Source organism: Mycobacterium sp. RTGN5 (genome assembly GCF_033804465.1).
Lineage (GTDB): Bacteria > Actinomycetota > Actinomycetes > Mycobacteriales > Mycobacteriaceae > Mycobacterium.
The window spans coordinates 1,996,959-2,016,998 of sequence record NZ_JAPZLA010000001.1; the positions used below are offsets into that span (position 1 = coordinate 1,996,959).

At 62.9% G+C, this 20,040-nt stretch carries 23 protein-coding genes and 5 pseudogenes; 17 read left to right on the top strand and 11 right to left on the bottom strand.

The annotated features are described in order from the left end of the window. Positions 1 to 107 precede the first annotated feature (107 nt). The 4 genes from SLQ31_RS09740 to SLQ31_RS09755 all read left to right on the top strand — a co-directional run bounded on the left by SLQ31_RS09740 (position 108) and on the right by SLQ31_RS09755 (position 4,960). Positions 108 to 848 (top strand): TetR/AcrR family transcriptional regulator, encoded by a 741-nt coding sequence (locus SLQ31_RS09740; RefSeq protein WP_319431833.1) that lies wholly within the window; start codon positions 108 to 110, stop codon positions 846 to 848. 47 nt (positions 849 to 895) lie between these two features. Then, a complete protein-coding gene (locus SLQ31_RS09745) occupies positions 896 to 2,443 on the top strand; it encodes an NAD(P)/FAD-dependent oxidoreductase (protein ID WP_319431835.1) in 1,548 nt (515 codons plus the stop codon). Positions 2,444 to 2,604: 161 nt separating this feature from the next. Then, the gene (gene nrdF, locus SLQ31_RS09750; RefSeq protein ID WP_319431837.1) at positions 2,605 to 3,579 is read left to right on the top strand and encodes a class 1b ribonucleoside-diphosphate reductase subunit beta; all 975 of its coding nucleotides are present in this window, start codon (positions 2,605 to 2,607) and stop codon (positions 3,577 to 3,579) included. A 547-nt stretch (positions 3,580 to 4,126) separates the two neighbouring features. Next, positions 4,127 to 4,960, top strand: coding sequence for a hypothetical protein (locus SLQ31_RS09755; protein ID WP_319431839.1), 834 nt, complete (start codon positions 4,127 to 4,129; stop codon positions 4,958 to 4,960). Between the two features lie 34 nt (positions 4,961 to 4,994). Here SLQ31_RS09755 and SLQ31_RS09760 read toward each other — a convergent pair whose 3' ends face one another. Beyond that, complete coding sequence (locus SLQ31_RS09760; RefSeq protein WP_319431840.1) at positions 4,995 to 5,684, bottom strand: hypothetical protein; 690 nt, start codon at positions 5,682 to 5,684, stop codon at positions 4,995 to 4,997. Positions 5,685 to 5,743: 59 nt separating this feature from the next. Between SLQ31_RS09760 and SLQ31_RS09765 the strand changes: the two are divergent. Both SLQ31_RS09765 and SLQ31_RS09770 read left to right on the top strand, forming a co-directional pair. Further along, positions 5,744 to 6,430: pseudogene (locus SLQ31_RS09765) on the top strand (serine/threonine-protein kinase); the annotation flags it as partial. A 408-nt stretch (positions 6,431 to 6,838) separates the two neighbouring features. Beyond that, the gene (locus SLQ31_RS09770; protein ID WP_319432988.1) at positions 6,839 to 7,723 is read left to right on the top strand and encodes an ABC transporter substrate-binding protein; all 885 of its coding nucleotides are present in this window, start codon (positions 6,839 to 6,841) and stop codon (positions 7,721 to 7,723) included. A 68-nt stretch (positions 7,724 to 7,791) separates the two neighbouring features. Here the strand turns inward: SLQ31_RS09770 and SLQ31_RS09775 are convergent, their stop codons facing one another. The 3 genes from SLQ31_RS09775 to SLQ31_RS09785 form a co-directional block, all read right to left on the bottom strand. After that, positions 7,792 to 8,577, bottom strand: a complete 786-nt coding sequence (locus SLQ31_RS09775) for a hypothetical protein (RefSeq protein ID WP_319431842.1) — start codon at positions 8,575 to 8,577, stop codon at positions 7,792 to 7,794. A gap of 206 nt (positions 8,578 to 8,783) precedes the next feature. Then, entirely contained in the window at positions 8,784 to 9,554 is a 771-nt protein-coding gene (locus tag SLQ31_RS09780) for a hypothetical protein (protein ID WP_319431844.1), read from the bottom strand. A 90-nt stretch (positions 9,555 to 9,644) separates the two neighbouring features. Further along, positions 9,645 to 9,878: a PASTA domain-containing protein gene (locus SLQ31_RS09785; protein WP_319431846.1), complete on the bottom strand. Its 234-nt coding sequence runs from the start codon at positions 9,876 to 9,878 to the stop codon at positions 9,645 to 9,647. On the opposite strand from SLQ31_RS09785, the gene SLQ31_RS09790 reads away from it, so the two are divergent. The 3 genes and pseudogenes from SLQ31_RS09790 (at position 9,871) to SLQ31_RS09795 (ending at position 11,824) form a co-directional block, all read left to right on the top strand. Next, positions 9,871 to 10,257: a hypothetical protein gene (locus tag SLQ31_RS09790; protein WP_319431848.1), complete on the top strand. Its 387-nt coding sequence runs from the start codon at positions 9,871 to 9,873 to the stop codon at positions 10,255 to 10,257. The two genes, SLQ31_RS09785 and SLQ31_RS09790, sit on opposite strands and share 8 nt — an antisense overlap. Before the next feature lie 145 nt (positions 10,258 to 10,402). Next, a pseudogene (locus tag SLQ31_RS29480) lies at positions 10,403 to 10,498 on the top strand (DUF2510 domain-containing protein); the annotation flags it as partial. 24 nt (positions 10,499 to 10,522) lie between these two features. After that, a complete protein-coding gene (locus SLQ31_RS09795) occupies positions 10,523 to 11,824 on the top strand; it encodes an exonuclease domain-containing protein (RefSeq protein ID WP_319431850.1) in 1,302 nt (433 codons plus the stop codon). 55 nt (positions 11,825 to 11,879) lie between these two features. Here SLQ31_RS09795 and SLQ31_RS09800 read toward each other — a convergent pair whose 3' ends face one another. Then, positions 11,880 to 12,407, bottom strand: coding sequence for a hypothetical protein (locus tag SLQ31_RS09800; RefSeq protein WP_319431852.1), 528 nt, complete (start codon positions 12,405 to 12,407; stop codon positions 11,880 to 11,882). 326 nt (positions 12,408 to 12,733) lie between these two features. On the opposite strand from SLQ31_RS09800, the pseudogene SLQ31_RS09805 reads away from it, so the two are divergent. Then, a pseudogene (locus SLQ31_RS09805) lies at positions 12,734 to 12,832 on the top strand (hypothetical protein); the annotation flags it as partial. A gap of 27 nt (positions 12,833 to 12,859) precedes the next feature. On the opposite strand, the gene SLQ31_RS09810 reads toward SLQ31_RS09805, so the two are convergent. Then, positions 12,860 to 13,087: a hypothetical protein gene (locus SLQ31_RS09810; protein WP_319432990.1), complete on the bottom strand. Its 228-nt coding sequence runs from the start codon at positions 13,085 to 13,087 to the stop codon at positions 12,860 to 12,862. A gap of 92 nt (positions 13,088 to 13,179) precedes the next feature. Here SLQ31_RS09810 and SLQ31_RS09815 point away from each other — a divergent pair, with 92 nt between their 5' ends. After that, positions 13,180 to 14,028: a sigma-70 family RNA polymerase sigma factor gene (locus SLQ31_RS09815; protein WP_319431854.1), complete on the top strand. Its 849-nt coding sequence runs from the start codon at positions 13,180 to 13,182 to the stop codon at positions 14,026 to 14,028. Positions 14,029 to 14,034: 6 nt separating this feature from the next. On the opposite strand, the gene SLQ31_RS09820 is transcribed toward SLQ31_RS09815, so the two are convergent. Further along, complete coding sequence (locus tag SLQ31_RS09820) at positions 14,035 to 14,811, bottom strand: oxidoreductase (protein ID WP_319431856.1); 777 nt, start codon at positions 14,809 to 14,811, stop codon at positions 14,035 to 14,037. A 57-nt stretch (positions 14,812 to 14,868) separates the two neighbouring features. Between SLQ31_RS09820 and SLQ31_RS09825 the strand changes: the two genes are divergently transcribed. From SLQ31_RS09825 to SLQ31_RS09830, 3 genes and pseudogenes are all read left to right on the top strand, one after another. Next, complete coding sequence (locus SLQ31_RS09825; protein WP_319431858.1) at positions 14,869 to 15,459, top strand: TetR/AcrR family transcriptional regulator; 591 nt, start codon at positions 14,869 to 14,871, stop codon at positions 15,457 to 15,459. A 126-nt stretch (positions 15,460 to 15,585) separates the two neighbouring features. Beyond that, positions 15,586 to 15,663 (top strand): annotated as a pseudogene (locus SLQ31_RS29485) (hypothetical protein); the annotation flags it as partial. A gap of 110 nt (positions 15,664 to 15,773) precedes the next feature. After that, positions 15,774 to 16,220 carry an SRPBCC family protein gene (locus SLQ31_RS09830; protein ID WP_319432993.1) on the top strand — a complete coding sequence of 149 codons (447 nt, stop codon included), beginning with the start codon at positions 15,774 to 15,776 and terminating at the stop codon, positions 16,218 to 16,220. 26 nt (positions 16,221 to 16,246) lie between these two features. Here the strand turns inward: SLQ31_RS09830 and SLQ31_RS09835 are convergent, their stop codons facing one another. Beyond that, complete coding sequence (locus tag SLQ31_RS09835) at positions 16,247 to 16,528, bottom strand: hypothetical protein (protein WP_319431860.1); 282 nt, start codon at positions 16,526 to 16,528, stop codon at positions 16,247 to 16,249. Positions 16,529 to 16,620: 92 nt separating this feature from the next. Between SLQ31_RS09835 and SLQ31_RS09840 the strand changes: the two are divergent. Continuing rightward, positions 16,621 to 16,704 (top strand): annotated as a pseudogene (locus SLQ31_RS09840) (helix-turn-helix domain-containing protein); the annotation flags it as partial. Between the two features lie 21 nt (positions 16,705 to 16,725). Here the strand turns inward: SLQ31_RS09840 and SLQ31_RS09845 are convergent. After that, entirely contained in the window at positions 16,726 to 17,190 is a 465-nt protein-coding gene (locus tag SLQ31_RS09845) for a hypothetical protein (protein WP_319431861.1), read from the bottom strand. A 208-nt stretch (positions 17,191 to 17,398) separates the two neighbouring features. Between SLQ31_RS09845 and SLQ31_RS09850 the strand changes: the two genes are divergently transcribed. Further along, positions 17,399 to 18,190 carry a DUF4239 domain-containing protein gene (locus tag SLQ31_RS09850; RefSeq protein WP_319431863.1) on the top strand — a complete coding sequence of 264 codons (792 nt, stop codon included), beginning with the start codon at positions 17,399 to 17,401 and terminating at the stop codon, positions 18,188 to 18,190. Positions 18,191 to 18,274: 84 nt separating this feature from the next. Here the strand turns inward: SLQ31_RS09850 and SLQ31_RS09855 are convergent, their stop codons facing one another. Then, a complete protein-coding gene (locus SLQ31_RS09855) occupies positions 18,275 to 18,694 on the bottom strand; it encodes a TIGR03667 family PPOX class F420-dependent oxidoreductase (protein WP_319431865.1) in 420 nt (139 codons plus the stop codon). Positions 18,695 to 18,857: 163 nt separating this feature from the next. On the opposite strand from SLQ31_RS09855, the gene SLQ31_RS09860 reads away from it, so the two are divergent. Continuing rightward, positions 18,858 to 19,328 carry a glucose-6-phosphate dehydrogenase gene (locus SLQ31_RS09860; RefSeq protein WP_319431867.1) on the top strand — a complete coding sequence of 157 codons (471 nt, stop codon included), beginning with the start codon at positions 18,858 to 18,860 and terminating at the stop codon, positions 19,326 to 19,328. A gap of 23 nt (positions 19,329 to 19,351) precedes the next feature. On the opposite strand, the gene SLQ31_RS09865 is transcribed toward SLQ31_RS09860, so the two are convergent. Beyond that, entirely contained in the window at positions 19,352 to 19,966 is a 615-nt protein-coding gene (locus tag SLQ31_RS09865; RefSeq protein WP_319431869.1) for a hypothetical protein, read from the bottom strand. Between the last annotated feature and the right edge of the window lie 74 nt (positions 19,967 to 20,040).

Consider the following 20,040-nt stretch of genomic DNA (forward strand, 5'->3'; position numbering starts at 1 on the left):
TCGGGTTGCCTCGATGTTATCCGAGAACGCCGGTTTGCTCCGATCGGCGGAGGCCGGTGTGATCGTCATCGCCGAAGGTCGTTGCGGGCCCGGGTACAGTGCTTGACGTGCGGAGAGTGTCCAGATCGCGATCCGGCGCCGAGCCGGGAAAGGTCGACGCCCGCAGTGAGCGCTGGCGTGAGCACCGCAAGAAGGTGCGCGCCGAGATCGTCGACGCCGCGTTCCGTTCGATCGACAAGCACGGTCCCGACGTCAGCCTGCGGGAGATCGCCGAAGAGGCCGGCACCGCAAAGCCGAAGATCTACCGGCATTTCACCGATAAATCCGACCTGTTCCAGGCGATCGGCAAGCGGCTGCGCGACATGCTGTGGGCGGCCATCTTCTCGAACATCGACGCCGCTAGCGATCCCATGCGCGAGGTCGTTCGCCGGGGTGTGGCCGAGTACGTGAACCTGGTCGAGCAGCACCCGAACGTGCTGCGCTTCATCCTGCAGGGCCGCTTCCCCGAGCAGTCGGAATCCACCCAGCGCGCGCTCAACGAGGGTCGCGAGATCACCATGGCGATGGCCGAGATGTTCAACAACGAGATGCGCGGCATGCAGCTCGATCCGGCGGCCATGCAACTGGCCGCCGCGGCCACGTTCGGGTCGGCGTCGGCGGCGACCGACTGGTGGCTGGGTCCCGACCCGGACAGCCCGCGGCGGATGCCGACCGACGAGTTCATCAACCACCTGACGACGATCATGCTCGGCACCGTCAACGGCACCGCCGACCTCTTGGGCGTCAACCTCGATCCCGACCGGCCGATCCACGACGCGACCCCGCGACGGGCCGCAGCGGCCGGCTGACCCGAGAACCCTTAGGCGATACCGCCGGTATTGGGTACTTTGGTGGGATGACCGTTGCCGAACCGTCCATCGCCGAGACCGCGACCGAACCCGTCCATACCCGGGCGCTGGTCATCGGCACCGGATTCTCCGGGCTGGGCATGGGGATCGCACTGCAACGCCGCGGCGTCGACTTCCTGATCCTGGAGAAGGCCGACGACGTCGGCGGAACGTGGCGCGACAACAGCTACCCCGGCTGTGCCTGCGATATCCCCGCGCACCTCTATTCCTTCTCGTTCGAGCCCAAACCCGACTGGACCTACATGTGGTCGCTGCAGCCGGAGATTCTCGACTACCTCAAGGGCGTGACCGACAAGCACGGGCTGCGTCGCTATATCCGCTTCGGCGCTCACGTCGATCGCGCCCACTGGGATGACTCCGAGTTCCGCTGGCACGTCTTCACCAAAGACGGCCGCGAGTACGTCGCGCAATTCCTGATCTCCGGCGCCGGCGCGCTGCACATTCCGGCCGTGCCCGACATCGAGGGGCTGGCCGACTTCGAGGGTGCGGCGTTCCACTCCGCGCAGTGGGACCACGGCGTCGACATCACCGGCAAGCGCGTCGCGGTGATCGGCACCGGCGCCAGCGCCATCCAGCTCGTCCCGGAGATCGTCGACCAGGTCGGTGAACTGCAGCTCTACCAACGCACCCCGGCCTGGGTGCTGCCGCGCTCCAACAACCCGATCCCGGCCTGGATGCGCGACGCGTTCGGCACCGTGCCCGGCGCCCGCGCGCTGCTACGCACCGGCATCTACTGGTTCCAGGAGGCCCTCGGCTTCGCGATGACCCAGCGGCCCGAGCTGCTCACCCTCGGGGAGAAGGCCGGCAAGTGGAACATTCGCCGCCAGGTCCGCGACCGTGATCTGCGGCGCAGGCTTACCCCGAAGTATCGGCTGGGCTGCAAGCGAGTCCTGTTCTCCGACAGTTATTTTCGTGCCATCGACAAGCCGCACTCGGAGCTGGTCACCGACCCGATCGCCCGGATCACCCGGCACGGGATCGTCACCGCGGACGGCAAGGAACGCGAAGTCGACGTCATCGTGTTCGCGACGGGCTTCCACGTGACCGACTCCTATACCTACGTCGGCATCAAGGGGCCGGGCGGCGAGGATCTGGTGGACCGCTGGAATCGCGAGGGTGTGCAGGCCCACCGCGGCATCGCCGTCGCGGGAATGCCGAACCTGTTCTTCCTGCTCGGACCGAACACCGGATTGGGCCACAACTCGGTGGTGTTCATGATCGAGTCGCAGATCGGCTACGTCGGTCAGGCGATCGACGCCGTCGACAAGGCCGGGGCGCAAGCGCTGGCACCCAGCCGCTGGGCCCAGGACACGTTCAATGCCGAACTGCAGCAGCAGCTTCAGGGCGCAGTGTGGAGCACCGGTGGTTGCAGCAGTTGGTATCTCGACGAGCACGGCAAGAACCGCACGCTGTGGAGCGGCATGACGTGGCAGTACTGGTTGGCGACGCGGTCGCTGAAACGCTCGGAGTACCGCTTTTCAGGCGGGGCTTCCGGGGCGCCGGCCAAGTCGTCGACGCACGCTGCGGCGGGCTGATCGCCCGACACGCCGGGGTCGTTCGCCGCGCCCGTCGGACCTGTGGATTCGACATTGAGGAAACACAAGTAGTTGTGTTGCGGCGTGTCGTCGGACCCCAGGGGTAGTGTTTTGGTGGTCAGCCGGAAACGGGGCAAACAGCGTGGTGAAGTGGGGTTTCGGTGAGCGATGGAGCGAGGCTGATCGACCGGGCAACGGCGATCAACTGGAACCGGGTCATTGACGAGAAGGACGCGGAAGTCTGGGATCGCTTGACCGGCAACTTCTGGCTGCCGGAGAAGGTTCCGGTATCCAACGACATCCCGTCGTGGGGCACGCTGAACGAGCACGAGAAGCAGCTGACCATGCGGGTGTTCACCGGGCTGACGCTGCTGGACACCATCCAGAGCACGGTCGGCTCGGTCAGCATGATCCCCGACGCGCTGACCCCGCACGAAGAAGCGGTGCTGACCAACATCACGTTCATGGAATCGGTGCACGCCAAGAGCTACAGCTCGATCTTCTCCACGCTGTGCTCGACGACCGAGATCGACGAGGCCTTCCGCTGGTCGGAGGAGAACGTCAACCTGCAGCGCAAGGCGCAGATCATCCTCGACTACTACCGCGGTGACGACCCGCTCAAGCGCAAGATCGCCTCGGTCTTCCTCGAAGCGTTCCTCTTCTACTCCGGCTTCTATCTGCCGATGTACTGGTCGAGCCGGGCCAAGCTGACCAACACCGCCGACCTGATCCGGTTGATCATTCGCGACGAGGCCGTGCACGCCTACTACATCGGCTACAAGTTCCAGAAGGGTTATGCGCTCGAGAGCGACGAGCGCAAGCAGGACCTCAAGGACTACGCGTACGAGCTGCTGTATGCGTTGTACGAGAACGAGATTGAGTACACCCAGGATCTCTACGACTCGGTCGGGCTGACCGAAGATGTCAAGAAGTACCTGCGCTACAACGCCAACAAGGCGTTGATGAACATGGGCTTCGAGGCGCTGTTCCCGAAGGACGAGACCGACGTCAATCCCGCGATCCTGTCCGCGCTTTCACCGAACGCCGACGAGAACCACGACTTCTTCTCCGGGTCGGGCTCGTCCTACGTGATCGGCAAGGCCGTCGTCACCGAAGACGACGACTGGAACTTCTGAGCTTCCCTGTTCGGGGCGATTTTTCTACCTAAAGGCGGACTGGAAACGGTCCGCCTTTAGTGTTCGCCGAGATGGTGGCAGAGCGGCTCGTGCCCACTTTTGCCCACACTTCTCTGCGCTAATGCGGGTTACGCAATTGAATGAGCTACGGCTCGTAAACTTCGCTTGGTAACCGCCTCGGGTCGACAGAGTTCAAGCGCTAGGTGCCAACGGGATGCTCATCTTGCTCATCGTTCTGGGAGTAGCGGGCTTCGGTGCGCTTGGGGTCTTTATCTACCTAGAGATCAAGGGTGAGGACCCGAAGGCAATACCTCGCAAATGGGCGCCCAAACCGCCAGCTTCCGCGCGCCCGCCGCAACGCCCACGTTCTCCGCAGAAGTCATCGACGCCCGCTAAACCGCTCGCCGTCACGAGCAGTCCTCCGGCGCCGCAGAATCCATCATCAGCGACAGCGGCTTCACCTGAACGTCCATTGGTCGCCGGTTTCCGACGACGGTGGGAACCGTTATCAACGCCGGGTCGGGTCGCCGCGTTAGCGATTCCCGCAGTGGTGATTGCGGTCGCCGTTGTCGGAATCGCTTATAGCCGAACCGCATCCCGCGACCAGGACTCAGACGAGTACGGGCGTTCCACCGGCGGTGTTGACAACTGGGTGGCAGCAGTCTGCAAGTCTGATGGTTACCAACGCACGACCTCCAACCCGGTGATCATGTGCAACGGCGACGTCGCGGAGAGCGGCGGATTCAGAAGCCAGATCATGGTTTTCGAGTACGCCTCGAAGTCGGATATGCAGGCCAAGCGGAAGATGTGGGACGGCGAGTTTGGCAATGCCACCTGCATCGACACGGCGAGCGACGTCATTGTTGTGTTCAAACCGGAAGTCTCCGGCATCGGCTCTCGTTCAGCCGCCGCCCATATTGCCGAACGAAGCCTGCAGCCGCTTGCTGAGTTCAAATGCTCGATTGAGTCGTCGGGCTCGTCATCTCAGTTGGTGCCAGAAACCCCGAGCCCGCGTGCTCAGGCCCCCGCACCATCTACTCCGTCAGTGAGGTCAGGCGGAGTAGAGCTGCCCGCCAACTCCTTTGGCTATGTGGCGGTCCAGACGAAGTCGGGTCGGGTTCGTTGCATGGTCCAACAACAGCGGGTTGTGTGCGAGACGGCAGAAAGCAATTGGCCCGCCCATGGTGTCGAGATTGAAGCTAACGGCTCCACCCGGTTCGCAAACGGCAACATCGGAGACGTCCAGCCAGCGACCTTGGATTACCAGACTTACCGGGCGGTGGGCTGGACCATCACGGCCTCCAGTACCGGGACGCGATTCAGCAATGACAGCACCGGCCACGGTGCCGTGGTCAACGTCGATCGGGTAGACGCCTTTTGAGTTCGGTAGGTCAGGTTTGCCGTTGACAGTGCAGCTAGTGCTGTGGGCGTTTCCGTCGTTGCCACTGCCAGATTCCGTGGTCAAGATCGGTCGGCGAGACGCCCATCTCACGTGCGGCACCTGTGACAGCTTCGCGGGCGAACTCAGGGCTGACCTGTCTAGCCGGTACGTCTAGTGCTTGCGCAACAAAGCGAATGATCATGCGGTCGGGCTTGACGCCGGGAACACCGGCGAGCATCCGCACGTAGTGCCACGTGATGCCCGAGCGTTGGCCGGGCACCTTCAGCCATTCTCCCTGTATCCGCTCTTGTGCCTCCGTCTTGGAGACTGCATCGCGCAGGTCCTGAGCCGCTGACACACCCTCCAGAACGAGGGCTTGGGCAGCCAGGTGGATAGCCGCCGACTTTAGCGGTGCGCCTCGGTGGGTCGAGGTCTTGTTGTCGTTACCGATTTCATGTGCCCAGCCTTCAGCGCCGTTTAACTCACCAAAAGTGGCTACCAGTTCCTCCGCACCGTCAGATTCAGGGTCTCCACCCTGTGCGCGGCGATACGCCCGGTACCGGTTCACGACGGAAACGACACTGGCGTACGTGACTCCAGTGGACTGCACCGAGTCGATCACGCAGAGAGCCAAGCTGTCGCGGTATCCCGACGGAGCTTGCGAGTCGCGAAACGGTTCGCAGAGAGCAACAAGCGTGCTGATCTGGTCGGCGGAAAGTGCCATTCTCGTACTTTGTCAGGCTTTCCAGCTTTCCGGTGCGGATGCCAGCTAGCATGCCGCCCATGCCCTTGAGGATCGGTGAGACGTTCGCCGGATACCGGGTCCTGCGGCTGCTCGGCTCCGGGGGGATGGGCGAGGTCTACCTGGTGCAGCACCCCCGCTTGCCTCGCCGGGAAGCCCTCAAAGTCCTTCGACCTGACATATCTGCCGACCCATCCTTCCGGGACCGGTTCATCCGCGAAGCAGACCTGGCCGCAGGCCTACGCCACCCCCACATCGTTGGCATCCACGACCGGGGCGAACACGACAGCCAGCTATGGATCTCGATGGACTTCATCGAGGGCACCGACCTCGGTCATCTAGTGGAGCAGCGGTCCCCAGCAGGCATGCCCATCGGTTACGTCTTGCCCATCATTAGCGCGGTGGCGAGTGCCCTGGACTACGCCCATAAGAAGGGCTTGCTGCACCGCGATGTCAAGCCTGCCAACATCATGGTCGCTGACCTTGGCTCCGACGACCCGAGCATCTTCCTGGCCGACTTCGGCATCGCCCGACCGCTCGACGACACTAGCGGCCTGACTACGACCAACATGACGGTGGGCACCGTCGCCTACGCCGCACCAGAGCAACTCATGGGCGATGCAATCGATGGACGAGCCGATCAATACGCCCTAGCTGCAACCACTTTCCAACTATTGACCGGCGCGCAGCTGTTCCCGCACACCAACCCGGCAGTCGTCATCAGCCGCCACCTCAACGCCAAGCCACCCAAGCTCGGCGAAAGTCGCCCAGACTTAGCAGGTCTCGATGCTCTGTTTCAGACAGCACTGTCCAAGAATCCCCATGATCGATACCCGTCGTGTAACTCGTTCGCGCACGCCATAAGTCAAGCAGTGGAGCCAATGCGTTTGGCGGCCTCTACAGGGACCGCCGTTGCGCCGGTAGGCGATCCACCCACCGGAAAAGTGGCGAATTCGACATCGATTGGTGCCCAGGACGGACCGGTCCGGGTATCGCCGACCGCGCCTACCCGCCACGCGCCAACATCCCGTGCCTCAAAGCCGCTCGACCACAGCCCACACACCGACGAGCAGTCGCCAGGCGACCGGTCTACCCACCGCGCGAAACTCGCCCTGATAGTTGGCACCGTGATCCTCATTGTCGCGGCGGTGTCGGCAGTCGCGTTCCTATCTAAACCGTCGTCGGAATCCGGGTCGCCGACCTCATCCAAGTCTGCGCCTGGCGGACCGACGACCGCAGTGAGCCCAAAAAGCGTCAACGCGATCGCCGACCTGTTGCCCGCCGCAATCAAACAGTCCGGCACATTGGTGATCGGCGTCAATGTGCCCTATGCGCCCTCCGAATTCCTGGATACACAGGGAAGGATCGCCGGATTCGACGTCGACTTGATGAACGCGATCGCGTCCACCCTCGGTCTGACCGCCGAGTACCGGGAGGTGGACTTCGCCAAGATCATCCCGGCGATCCAGAGCGGCACGTTCGACGTCGGTATGTCGTCGTTCACCGACACCAAGGAACGCGACCAGTACGTCGATTTCGTTGACTACTACTCTGCGGGCACCCTGTGGGCACAGCGTCCGCGCCAGCCCGTCGACCCGAACAACGCTTGCGGGAAGACGATCGCCGTGCAGGCCACCACGACCCAGGAGACCGACGAGCTTCCCACCAAGAGCAAGGCATGCACCGACGCGGGCAAGCCCCCGATCGACATCGTCAAGTTCGAAGGACAGGACGCCGCAACCAACGCGGTGATACTCGGCCATGCCGACGCAATGTCGGCTGACTCGCCCGTGACGCTGTACACGATCAAGATGAGCAACGGCAGGCTCGAGCCTGCCGGTGAGATCATTGACGCCGCGCCCTACGGATGGCCGGTACGGAAGGGCTCGCCACTTGCCCAGTCGCTCAAGCAGGCCCTCGAGCACTTGATCGAGAACGGCACCTACAGGACGATCGCCACCAACTGGGGCCTTGAGGCGGGCATGATCGACGAGCCAGCCATCAACGGTGCCATTTACTAAAGCGCCGAGTCTTGCATTGTCATGCGTCGTCATCGGACGGACACACGTGACAAGAATGTCGCAGATAACTATCCGAGCTTGTCTGACGGCCAGCGCCAGATCGTCGCTTTTAATCGTGAAAGATCGGTGTACTCGTTTGCCCGGATGAGGAGGTCGTTGTCCTCGATCTTCCGAACGCGGTACGCGAAACCTCCGTGAGGGCTCAGGCCCGGCTTTGGTGGGATGCTCGGGTCGAACTCCAGCACGACGTTCTCTTTGCGGAGCATCTCCCACCAAGCAGTGAGGCGTTGGAGCTTGCCCTCGTTCATGCCGACTCCACCGGTCGTCATGAACTCTCCGTGATCGCGAAGCCGCTGGAAAGCGGTGGATGCACCGTGGAGACGGGTGGTTTTCCACGGCCATGCCTTGTTCACCATCTGCCTTGGGGTCAAGTGACCTCCGTAGGTCACTTTTTGCCACGACACCGCTTGCCGACTGACTCCGTGCATGTCGGCGATCTCTGTCTGGTTGTAGCCCCTGCGTCTCAGATCTTCGATAACGCCAAACACCAGTGGTTGGCGGGCGGCCTTTGCGGGGCGAGTCTCCATGGATTGGCGGGCCTTCTTGCTCTCCACCAGCTCAACAATTGCCGCATACCCACGACCGGGGTCAGGTTCCACAGAGTGAACGATCCACCCGTGCGCCTTGAGCAGCTCGGTGGCTCGGTCAACGAGGTCGCCCGAGCTGCTGACCGGGATGCCAGTGTCACCTTGGACCACCTCAATCCGGTGCTCAATTGGGTCCCAGACCGTCACCTCGGCGCTCCCGGCAACATTGTTGTCAGGCTCGGTGTTGATCCACGCGATTTGCAGCATCGTGCTCCCTAGTTGCCATACCGGCTGATCGCAATGCGCGGCCTCGGAATCGTGCTCGGATGTTAATTACCACCTCCGACGGTCTGGGCTCCGGGGTAACTTCCCCCGCGTCGGCACACAGACACTAGGAGACAAAGTTCCCTTCCCTCGTAAGGGTTATTTGTTGTCGCCCTGGGGCTTCAATTGTGTTCGAGGAGTACTCGAAATCAGATGTCACGTGCTCGCGAAATCTGATCTTTGATCTCTCGATAGGCCATGACCCGTGCCATCACCGCATCGGCTGCCGAGTCCGTTGGCGCGGTGTCCCGTGTTGCATCGACCCCATAAAGCATGGCGCTCAGTTTTCCGTGTAGCTCCGCGCGTTGCTCAGCAGTCCGAGCATCCTCACGTTCAGTGTGTAGTGATTCGTCGATGAGCCGGGCTTCCGTCGCGCACTTCACGATCAGTTCCACGCGCTCGATAGCGGCACGTTCCAAATTGGCAGTGGTGGTCTTTGCCTCGGCGAGGATCTTGCGATCATCGAGGCTAGGTTTATTGAGGGCCGACAACTCGCTAGAAACTTTGCGGAGGGCGTGTGCTTTCTCGAACTTGTCCGTGATTTCTCGGATGTCGGCGGTGAAGTCGACGTCACCGAGCCACCCTGCGCGAGCAGCTTCAGATCCACCGACCTGCTTAACGGCAGCCAACGCAGATTCGACTAGCGCGGCGTTCGCTTTGCCGAGGGTGTTGATGCGCTGTTGCTTTGCCTTTTGTACTTGCGCTTCCCGATCGCGTTTGGCGGCAACCGCTTTCGCTGCGCGCCGCTTATCGTATTCCTTGTCTGCCCACACGACGACCGCGATGAGAATCGCAGCCCCTGCTATAACGCCGAGGGCGATCCAGACCTCTTTCGGGACCATCGCGATGATCACTATTACGCCAACTACGAGTCCGGAGATGATTTTGGCCACTCCGTCGTCTGAGTCCTTCTTACCCATCGCGGCTCTTAGCCATTTGTGGTGCGCCTTTCCAAACTGTGCCGCCCGGGCTTAGCGCCGCACTTCATCGTCAGCGGAGCTGAATTGGAGTCACGGACACGTTTCGCTATCTGTGCGCACCACGCCGAAGTCGATCCGCGTATCGGCAGTGAAAGTCGATCCTGGTTGCGGCGTCGAGGTACATACCTGCCAGTTGCGGTCGAGTACCTGCATTCGGCCTTTACCGGTGAGATCGGTTGAACCGCTGAAGAACACCTTGTTCTCCGTCAACGCCTGTATCGCGTTCTGTGCATCTTGAAGGTTGCGCCCGATCAAGTTGGGCATCATCCACGACTCCGATGCGGTCGTCGTGGACGGCGCCGGCGTAAACGATCCCGACGGTGCCGGTGCCGATGTCGAGGCGACTGGGACCGTGGTCGTCTCCCGCACTGTCACCGTGCTGGGCCTTGAAGTCGGCGTCGGCGTCGGGCTGGAGCATGCACTGGCCAATGCCGACCCGCTGCCGACGAGGAGAACGACCCCTGCGATGAAAAGCCTCGTTCTGGAGTGTGCCGTCATTTATCGTCGCCCCCCGGCTGGCTTGACATTGATCAAAGGTGATCTAAGCAAATTCATAGCGACTGCACAGGCAAAACGCCCCTGCTCGGGTGGGGGCTCGCTGCCGGGCAGGAAATTGTGCCGGTTAGGTCCATTCCGACAATGAACTTCCCTTCGGGAAGAGCGTCTCGCAGATCTGTTGAAATCCGATCTTCGCATCATTGTCGAATACGGACAGCACGTCGTTAGGAGGTGATACGACTGGCGACGAGCGTCTGCTCGAAGAGTGCAGCTCGGTTTGGGGAATCGCAATGACGGTGTCAGCAGGTTGGTATGCAGACCCTTGGCAGCAGGCTGAGATGCGGTGGTGGGACGGTCAACAATGGACACCGTCCACCGCTGGGAGTGCCCCCACAGCTCGGTCGAGACCGATGGGCCTGGCCAATCTTCTCGGTCGGGAAGGTCGTGTCGCCGTCATCGACGTGGAGACCACCGGCCTGTATCGGACGGATCGCGTCGTTGAAGTCGCAGTCGTGACCGTGAACGCCGACGGGGCCATCGAAGAAGAGTTCGACACCCTCGTTAACCCGATGCGCGACATGGGCGCAACGTGGATTCACGGCATCGACACAGCGATGGTGCGCGATGCACCGACGTTCGCCGATGTCGCACATCACGTGGCTGCGCGGATCAACGGTGCCGTTGTCACGGGCCACAACGTGCGGTTCGACATGCGCATGCTCGGCGACGAGTTCGACCGCGCAGGCATCGACATCGACTGGGGCACAGGACTCGACACCTTGTCAGTCACCGGCTGCAAGCTCTCTCAAGCCTGTATCGACCACGAGATCGTGCTCGATGGCGCACACTGCGCCCTCGACGACGCCCGTGCCACTGCGAAACTGATGCTCAGGCTGTGCGGCTCGTTCGACGAAAGCCCGCTGCCCGCCAGTGCGAGACCATTGATGGTCACAGCGATGCAGGTCTGCCGTCGCGACGGCAAGGCCCACGTTCAGCCGCCCCAAACGTATCTGGCCAGCTTGGCCAAGGGCATCCACACAACTCCCGATGTTGCTCCTTACGTCGCCTTGCTCGACGTAGCCATTGCTGACCTGCGGCTCACAGCCAACGAGCGTGCCGAGCTTCATGTGCTGGCTGCCGATCTCGGACTCGACGACCTCGCGATTGCCCGCGCCCACCGCGACTTTCTCACCGGGCTGATCGACGCTGCCGTGGAGGACGGCATCGTTACCGACGATGAACTAAATCAGCTCTGTCGGGCTGCCGCGCTGCTCGAAGTCGACGTCGAGCATGTCGCCGGTCGCACGGACCAATTCCGCGCTATCAAAACGGAACTCGAACTTTCCGCCGGCCTGACGGTGTGCTTCACGGGAGAGGGGTGCGATCAACACGGCACCCCGATTGAGCGTACCGACCAAATACGCTTCGCTGAGGACCACGGCCTGGTGGTGGTCAAGTCCGTCACCAAGTCGGGGCCAAACCTGCTTGTGGCAGCCGACGCAGGCTCACGGTCGGAGAAGGCCCGCAAGGCCCGGCGCAACGGGACGCCCGTCACTTCGTATGCGGCGTTCGCCACTGCGCTGGCGACAGGCCGCGCCCTTGCGGTTTCCCAGATGGTGTCGAGCGGTGTGGCGCTCGTCTGCACGGAATGCGGCGACTCCTGGATCGCATCTAGACGCCTTTCCACCCCTGTGTGCGCCGACTGCTCTTGAACTTGGCCTAACTCCATACAGGAGCCAGCGAGTTCGGCGATCGCGGTCTGCTGCCCTAGATACGCGCAGTCGGCTCAGTCGTCCGCCGGGCGACGAGATCGCGCAGTGATTTAGGGGCGACCGGTAAACCCATGCTCAGCGCCTCGCCGAGTCTGATGCCACCGATTGTGTCCCACACCGACAATCGGGCCAGGTGCAGCGTGAGGATGTCGGAAGCGGCGATGTCCTTGATGGCGTCGTAGAGGGCGCGCTGCTTCCATCGGGGTGAACCGGCGTCCTGCAGCGCACCTGCTTGTCCCGGAGGTCCGAACATTGCTTCGCACGAGGAGCTTGTCCACCGTTTTCCCCACTTGCCAGCCTGAAGGCAGTGGCCTTCGTACAGTCGGCAGAAATCGAGGTAATCGTCTCGCCAAGGCAGGTTTGCCGACTCGACTGGGTGAAGGGTGCTGAACCGGTAACGATTGAAGTGCAGTTCCTCGTCCAGCTCCACCACCAGGCCGTCACCGAATGACAAGTCCCATGCTCCAGGGCGAAGAGCGCGTATGGGCTGCAATCCGCCTAGTTCGTCATACAGCGTGGTCACCGCCGTCCGCGCTTTGGTGGATAGTTCACTCAACCGAGGCGCTGCGGGGACCACGGCAGGTTGTAGCCCGGCGCAAATCAAGAGTCGCTGAAGTGCAGCAGCGCGGCCACCGGTACGGACCATCTGTTCAGTCTGCCGGTCGCGTCCGACACTGCCACCTATGCCCGCAATGCCTGCCTTCGCTCGGCGCACGGCGTCGCCTCGGCTCAATGGCGGACCGAGAAAACGTGCCCACATTTTGCCCACAACCTGCCGATTTTGCAGGTGCCTAGAGACATCAACAGATGTGAATGTTCGCAGCTAGTAGTAGTTTTCGTTCGTCTGACCCGAACGCCGACGAGAACCACGACTTCTTCTCCGGGTCGGGATCCAGCTACGTGATTGGCAAGGCCGTCGTTACCGAAGACGACGACTGGAACTTCTAGCCACGCAACGATTTCGGCGCACGAGGCTCACCCCTCCGGCAGCTCGGCGAACTGCCTCTTGACGTCGTTGTACCAATTCATCGATTTCTTCGGGTGGCGCCAGCGGCTCTTCATGTCTGCTCGAGCGGGCAGGTGGGCGTCATCGCCGGCCCGCTCGCGTTCCTTGAGGTGCTGATCCTGCGCGTTGATGATCTCGTTGGCGTCCTCACCGCGATGTGCGAGGTCGCACGGTCCACCGAGGTCCTTACAGGTCATGGTCTTCACGACGGGTTCTCCTCCTCTGGTCACACCGGGCGGTCCGGGTGCGTCAATGTGATGACGCACCCGACTACGAAAGTGTGACCGCCATGGCGACCGACGATCAGCTGCATGACGGCTTCCAAGCCGAGCGGCCACGCCTACAGCGCATCGCGGCGCGGATCCTCGGCGATGCTCACGCAGCCGAAGATGTCGTGCAGCAGGCGTGGCTGCGACTGCAGGCCACCAACGAACCGATCGACAACCTGCCGGGCTGGCTCACCACGGTGACGTCGCGGCTGTGTCTCGACCGGTTGCGGGCACGGACGCCGGTGCCCACCGAGTCGATAGAAGTCGAGGCGACGGCACCCGACCCGGCCGACGACGTGGTGCTGGCAGACACCGTCGGCATCGCGCTGCAGGTGGTGCTCGACCGTCTGACACCCGCCGAGCGAGTGGCATTCGTGCTGCACGACAGCTTCGGTGTTGACTTCGAGTTGATCGCCTCGATGCTCGACACGACGCCGGTCGCGGCACGCAAACTGGCCTCGCGTGCTCGTGCCAAGGTGCGCCCAGCCGCTCGCGAGGATGCCCTCGCAGACTGGGAGATTGTGGACGCCTTCATGGCCGCGGCCCGAGAGGGTGACTTCACAAGGCTGCTTGAGCTGTTGGCTCCCGACGTGGTGGTCTCCGGTGACACCGCTGCTATCGCGCTCGGTACGCCCACGCGCCTCGAAGGCGCCGACGAGGTGGCAAACTTCTTCAACGGCGCGGCCGCGGCTGCCTTCCCTGTCTTCGTCGAGAATCGCCCGGGCGCCGCCTGGATCCACCGTGGCGAGATCAAGGTCGCCTTCGATTTCACCGTCAAGGACGGCCGTGTCGAAAGCCTACGGTTCCGTGCCGACGACGATGTGCTGGCCGGCGTGCAACGTCGTGAGGGTGGGATCACGCGGCAGTGACGAGAGCTAGACGATGGGAATTTCACCGCCATCGACGATCAGACTGGTGCCGGTGATCCACTGCGCCCTATCGGAGGTGACGTAGGCGACGGCCTCGGCGATGTCGCGCGGATCTCCGGGGCGACCCAGCGGGATGGCAGCGGTGGTGTCGGTGAGCGAGACGCCCAATGCATCGGCGAAGTCCTGGCGGATTGCGTCGGCGCCCGGGGTGAGCACGTTTCCGGGCACGATCGTGATGACGCGGATTCCGGCGGGCGCGAGCTCGGTCGCGAGTGCTTTGCCGTAGGCATTGAGCGCGGCCTTGGCGGCACCGTAGTGGGCCAGCGGCGGCGCGGGCGTGAGCGCTGCTCCCGATGAGATGTTGACGATCACGCCGCCCGGCCCTGCCTCGCGCAGCGCCGGCAGCAGCGCGTTGTTGACCCTCACGGCGGAGAGATAGTTCAGGGCCAGTGCGTCGAGCCACTCCTCATCGGGGATCGTTGAGATGCCGCCGAGGTGGGCGCGTGCGGCCGCCGCGTTGTTGACCACGATGTCGACGCCGCCGAGTTTCTCGAGCGCTGCGGCGGCGAACGCCTGCGCACCCTCAAGCGTGCTGATGTCGCCGTGGATGAAGGTGGCGGCTTTCGGCGTCTCGTCGGTGGCGGTGCGCGCGGTGGTGACAACGGTCGCGCCACCGTCGAGCAGTCGTTGCACGATCGCCGCGCCGATACCGCGCGAACCTCCCGTGACGATCGCGCGCTTGCCGGAGAACTCAGAAGGGTCGGACGCTGGGGTTTTGAACATGCAATGCACTATATACAGGTTTTGGACCGGACGTTCAAAACAGCGTAATGTCGGGGCATGGCACGACCACGGAAATTCGACGAGCAAGGGGTGGTCGTCGCTGCACGCCTGCTGTTCAACGAGACCGGTTACCACGGCACCTCGGTGGAAGATCTCTCCCGCGTCACCGGGCTCAGCAAGGGCAGCCTCTACGGCGCGTTCGGCGACAAGGAGGCCCTTTTCCAGCGGGTCTTCGATGAGTACTGCGCAAGCTCCGACGAGAGTGCCGCCGCGTTGCTCGAAGGCCCGGAGGACCAGGCGCTGGACCGCATGCGCAGCTGGCTGACGGCGCCCGAGGGCTGCACCGACCGGCGTGGCTGCCTGCTGGCGAAGGCCACAGCCGAACTTGCATGGGAGAACGAGGCCATCGCAGCACGGTCGCTCGCGGCGTACGAGACGCTACTGGACAGCTGCCGCCAACTCGTCGAGCAGGCGCAGCGTGCCGGGCACCTAGATTCGGCCGCCGACGCCGCGGTGCTCGGCGGCCTGATCCTGACGACGCATCGCGGGCTCGAGGCGCTCGCCAAGGCGGGAGTCGACACGGAGGCGCGCAACCGCATCGCCAACGCCATGATTGACAACATCGCGCTCACTCCAAGGCGCGCGTAAGCGCGCCCGAGGCGGACTCCGCCCCGCTGACTCACCAACCAGGGTCCACGCTCAAACCTCTTATCGGTCGACGCTCCGGGCCAAACCGGCGCTCGGACAGGTGGTTTCGTTGTTGAAGCGGAAAGAGACTCCTTCTCCGGGTCGGGCTCGTCATACGTGATCGGCAAGGCCGTCGTCACCGAAGACGAGGACTGGAACTTCTAAGCCGGTCGTATACAGCTTGCCAATACATTCCACGGGGGCGTGTTGGTGGGGCATCGTGATCACTTGTGACTCGTTGGCACTCGCTTGAACCGGTCGATGCCCGGTTCTTTGTGTCGGCTCCGCACATCTTCCGGTACGAACGTTGCTTCGCAGCGACACCGGCGCGGGTCTGGGAATCGATAGCATCGGACGCCTCCGCCGCGGCGTGGGGCCGCATGATCAACGAAGTCACCTGGACGTCGCCGCGACCGCACGGGGTCGGCGCCACGCGCGAGTCGGTGGCCCTTGGTGTGCGTGCGCGCTCACGGTACTTCCGGTGGGATGAGAGCAGCGGTTACTCGATGTTTGTCTACGAGTCGACCGCATCAGTTTTCACTCGCTACGCAGAAGACTTCATCCTCCGACCCGGCGAGGGCGGCACGCTGTTCACCTTCACGGTGGCGATCGAGCCGAAACCGGTGTTGGCGTTGCCATTCAAGGTGCTTGCCCCCGTGTTAGGTGCATACCTTGGCCGCATTGCCGATGACGGCCAACGTTATTTCGCCAAAGCAGTCTGATCCCTTCGGCTAGCGGTACTGCACTGTTAGGTGCAGGGAACGCCGTGTGGACCGCCCTTCCAGTGACCGGGCGGATCGCCGGGGCACAATGCATTCTTGACCTGTCCGGGCGGGCCCCAATTGACTCCCGGATTCCAGTCGACCCATTCGGGCCCTTCGACGCATGCGGATACGTACCCCCACGGACCGCTGACGCAGATGCCGGGATCTGCTGCCGCCTGCCCCGCTGCCACTACGGCGAACATCATTGGCGTCGCCACCGAGGCCAATCCCGCCGCCGTCTTTTCGAGGATTCCTGACCAGGTCATAACGCACCTCAATCATCCCCGACCCAACTACGAGAATAGCCCTGTGCGGACCGACTGGAACCCTCTGTATGTCCTCAGGCCCAGGGATTTGGCGGATGCACGGGAGTGGTGAATCGGCGACAACTATCGCGGCAACCCTCGGCGTCAGCCGCGCAACCGTCTACCGGGTAACGGCAAGGGGTGTGCCGCCTCAACGGTCATTCCGCTGTTTCGTGCCGCCGGTGCAGCATCAGCCAGTGGCCCTGTATGACAGCAAAAAGGAATGCCGTGCTGATGCCGAACAGCAGCGCGCCATTCACCGCTTCTAGCGCGCTCAACATGTGGAACCGGGCCGGCAACGTCAATCCCGGTATCTCGAACGTGGTCATGGTCGCCAGGGAATAGACCGACGCCTGCGTGAACGAGTCGAGCGCGCCAAGCTGCCAATATGCCGACGCCCACAACACACCCTCCAAGCCATGCAAGGCGGCCAATACCAGTGCGACGGCTCCGATGTAGCCGATCACGGTCGGAACCGCCCGCAGCCGATCATGTTTGTGCTTGTCGAGCCGGGCCCGAATTCTCGTCTCCAGTGTGAACGCCATCAGCACCACCGCGGTCGTATGGATCGCGATGGTCAGCACGATGAGCGAAAGCCCTACGCCCCAGCTCGCGAGATCCACCCCTTTTCCATACCACCGGCCACATCGGCAGTCGGTAACAACCGCCAAGTTGATGGGGAGATGGCTGGGGTGGGCTCACGGTCGATTCCGACCGCCTCGCGGTGACTGCCCGCGTGAATGGGTACCCCGGTGAGGTTGAGCGGAGGCCGCCCGACGGGGGTGGTCGACATGACCTACATGTCCGCGACTTGTATGCGAAGGCTAAACCATGGGCGACTTCGGCAAAGCGGGTCTCTGGTTGCTTCTGGCCCTGGCGCTCGTCGTGGCGGTGTTGGTGGGGGCGGCAAGCATCTGGCTGGCGCATCGGACGCTGCCCAAACCGGTTCCGGCAGGCCACAACGGGGCGCTTTCACCGTTCATGACCTGTGTCGGACTCGTGTACGGCGCCTTGCTCGGATTCACCATCGTCGTCGCGTGGGAACAGTTCTCCTCCGCTGAAGCTAACGTCTCCAACGAAGCCTCCACTCTCATCACGATGTACCGGCAGACCGTCGGCATGCCCGTGCCTGAGCAGACCCAGATGCGAATACTCCTGCGCAAATACACCAACGCGGTCGAGGGTCCTGAATGGGAGAAGGCAATACACGTCGGGGGCGGAGCCGAAAGCGCACGAGACGCCCTCAACGAGATGTATGGGGTGCTCGGCAGTCCGCAGTCCAGCGTCGCGTCGAACCCGATCAGTTCAAAGTTTCTCGACCAGCTGAGCACGTTGGCGTCACAGCGGAATCAGCGAATCCTGGACGCCAAGCCCCGAATACCCGGCCTGCTGTGGACCGGGCTGCTCTTTGGCGGTGTCGTCCTGCTGGGGCTCGGCGGATTTATGCACCTTCAGAGCGCCCGTGCACACCTGATCCTGTTGAGCGCGGTCGCGGTTCTGCTCGGCCTGCTGCTGTTCGTCGTCTACTGGCTCGACCACCCGTTCGGGAACCAACTGGGCGTCACTTCCGAACCGTTCGCGCAATCACTGATCGTTTTCGACTCAATCGACCGGGGGACGTGATCAGCCAAGGCCCAACGCAACAGACGCGACACCGGGGACGACTAGCACAGGGCCTCGACGCACACGGCGACTGGCTCGAGCTGATCAGCTACTCGCCGACGGCGTCGACCACACCTTGTCGACAGCGATCCTCAACCGGGTGCTGAACGCGGCGAGATACTCATCGCTCATCCCGATGCCGACGGCGTAATCGTGGTACTTCGCCTGATAGTGCTTGTCCGCGAGCGGATCGGCTCCCACTGCGTCGATCCTGGCTGTACCGGCGACCACGATGGTCCCCCTGCCGTTGCCATCGGAATCCAGATTCAGACTGACCCGCGGGCGGGCCGTGATGTGCGCGACCTTTGCGGCTTTCGGCATCGAATACACAGTCACCTCTTCGCCGTCGAAGAAGAACCACACGAGCCGCGGCACAGGCTGGCCGGATTTCGCCACTGTCGTCAACCACACATAGCGATCCGATTCGAGCCTGCGCGAAACCTCTTGCGTCAATTCGACTGTCATGATCGCGAATGTAGCCTCCAGGGATAGGTCCAGGGCCCTGTTCGCCGCGTACAGCGGATCGACCGTCGACATCTGCGAGGCCGGCCGGTCTGGCCGAACTGGTGTTCAGCCGACGGTAAGGGGCGCACACTCGAGGTGTCGGTCTCGAACCTGGGGAGCTGCGATGAGCGAGCAACTTTACGACTTTTTCGGCGACATCTTCCAGCGGTACTTCCGACCAGCCGTCGACGCATATCCGCGAACGGGTGGAGCACTCGTCAAACGGCTGTTCACGCTCAGTGACGACGTTCCCGACAGATTGCTGCAGACCCGATGCGCCGCAACAGCCTGGGCCAATACCGAGACCCCGAGCGTCAGGATCACCTCGGAACTCTTCGTGATCACCCAACACGGGCTTGTGTACGCCGCCGGGTTAAACGAGTCGCGCGGGGCGTTGTATTACCTGGCCACGCCGCCTGCGTTGTTCGATCCATTCGTCGATCAAGTCGACACTGCCGAACTGCACGAGGGTGCGGTAGTCGTGGTGGACAACCGATTGGGTCGCGACCTCGCGTCCGCGCATCCGATGGACGCCGCTCTTCGCCGGATACTCGACGAGCACCTGGCGCTGCGGGTAGATCTACGGACTCGCTAACGCGCCGAACGCTACTTCGAGCGCTAGCTGGGCAAGCCGCTCTTCACGGCGGCGTCCTGCTTACGGGCGACGTCGAGCACGAAGTCGGGTGCCGGGGGACTGGCGGGCGCGTTCATGAATACCAAGTTGACGGCTGCCCGACCCTCGGCGAAAACGACTTCGGTCACCGACTTCGAATTGTCGGGCGACATCCCGGTGGCGATCCGACCGCCGGTACCCACTTCGAACGGCTGCGGTGCGGGGTTATTCACCTTCGGGAACGGGTGACTCGCGACGGACTGGTCGGCCGCCGCCGGATCGGCCAAAACCAGGACGCTGGCGACGACGATGCGGCTGCCGTCGGCGGTGTTGAAACTTTGACCCACACCGGGCATTCCACCGGCATTCTGGGTCGGCTCGCCGTACCCGGTGAAATCGGGGCCGATGTCGCTGGCCTTGATCAGGGCTGCGGTGTAGTCGCCGGTCTGCCCAAGTGCAGGTGCGGACGGCGCCGCGCTCGACGTATCGGCCGCCGCGGCTGAGGTCGACGCAGCCGACGAGGCCGACGAGGATGGAGATGCGGTGTTGTCGCTACTACAGCCGGCGGTAGCCGCAACGGCCAAAACGGCGGCGGCAACGCAGATGCGCGCAGTACTCATGAACGTCCTCTCCAAGGGTTGACGCTTATGTCTACACCTGCGGTATTCCGGCGTCTCCGATATCGGGACATCGC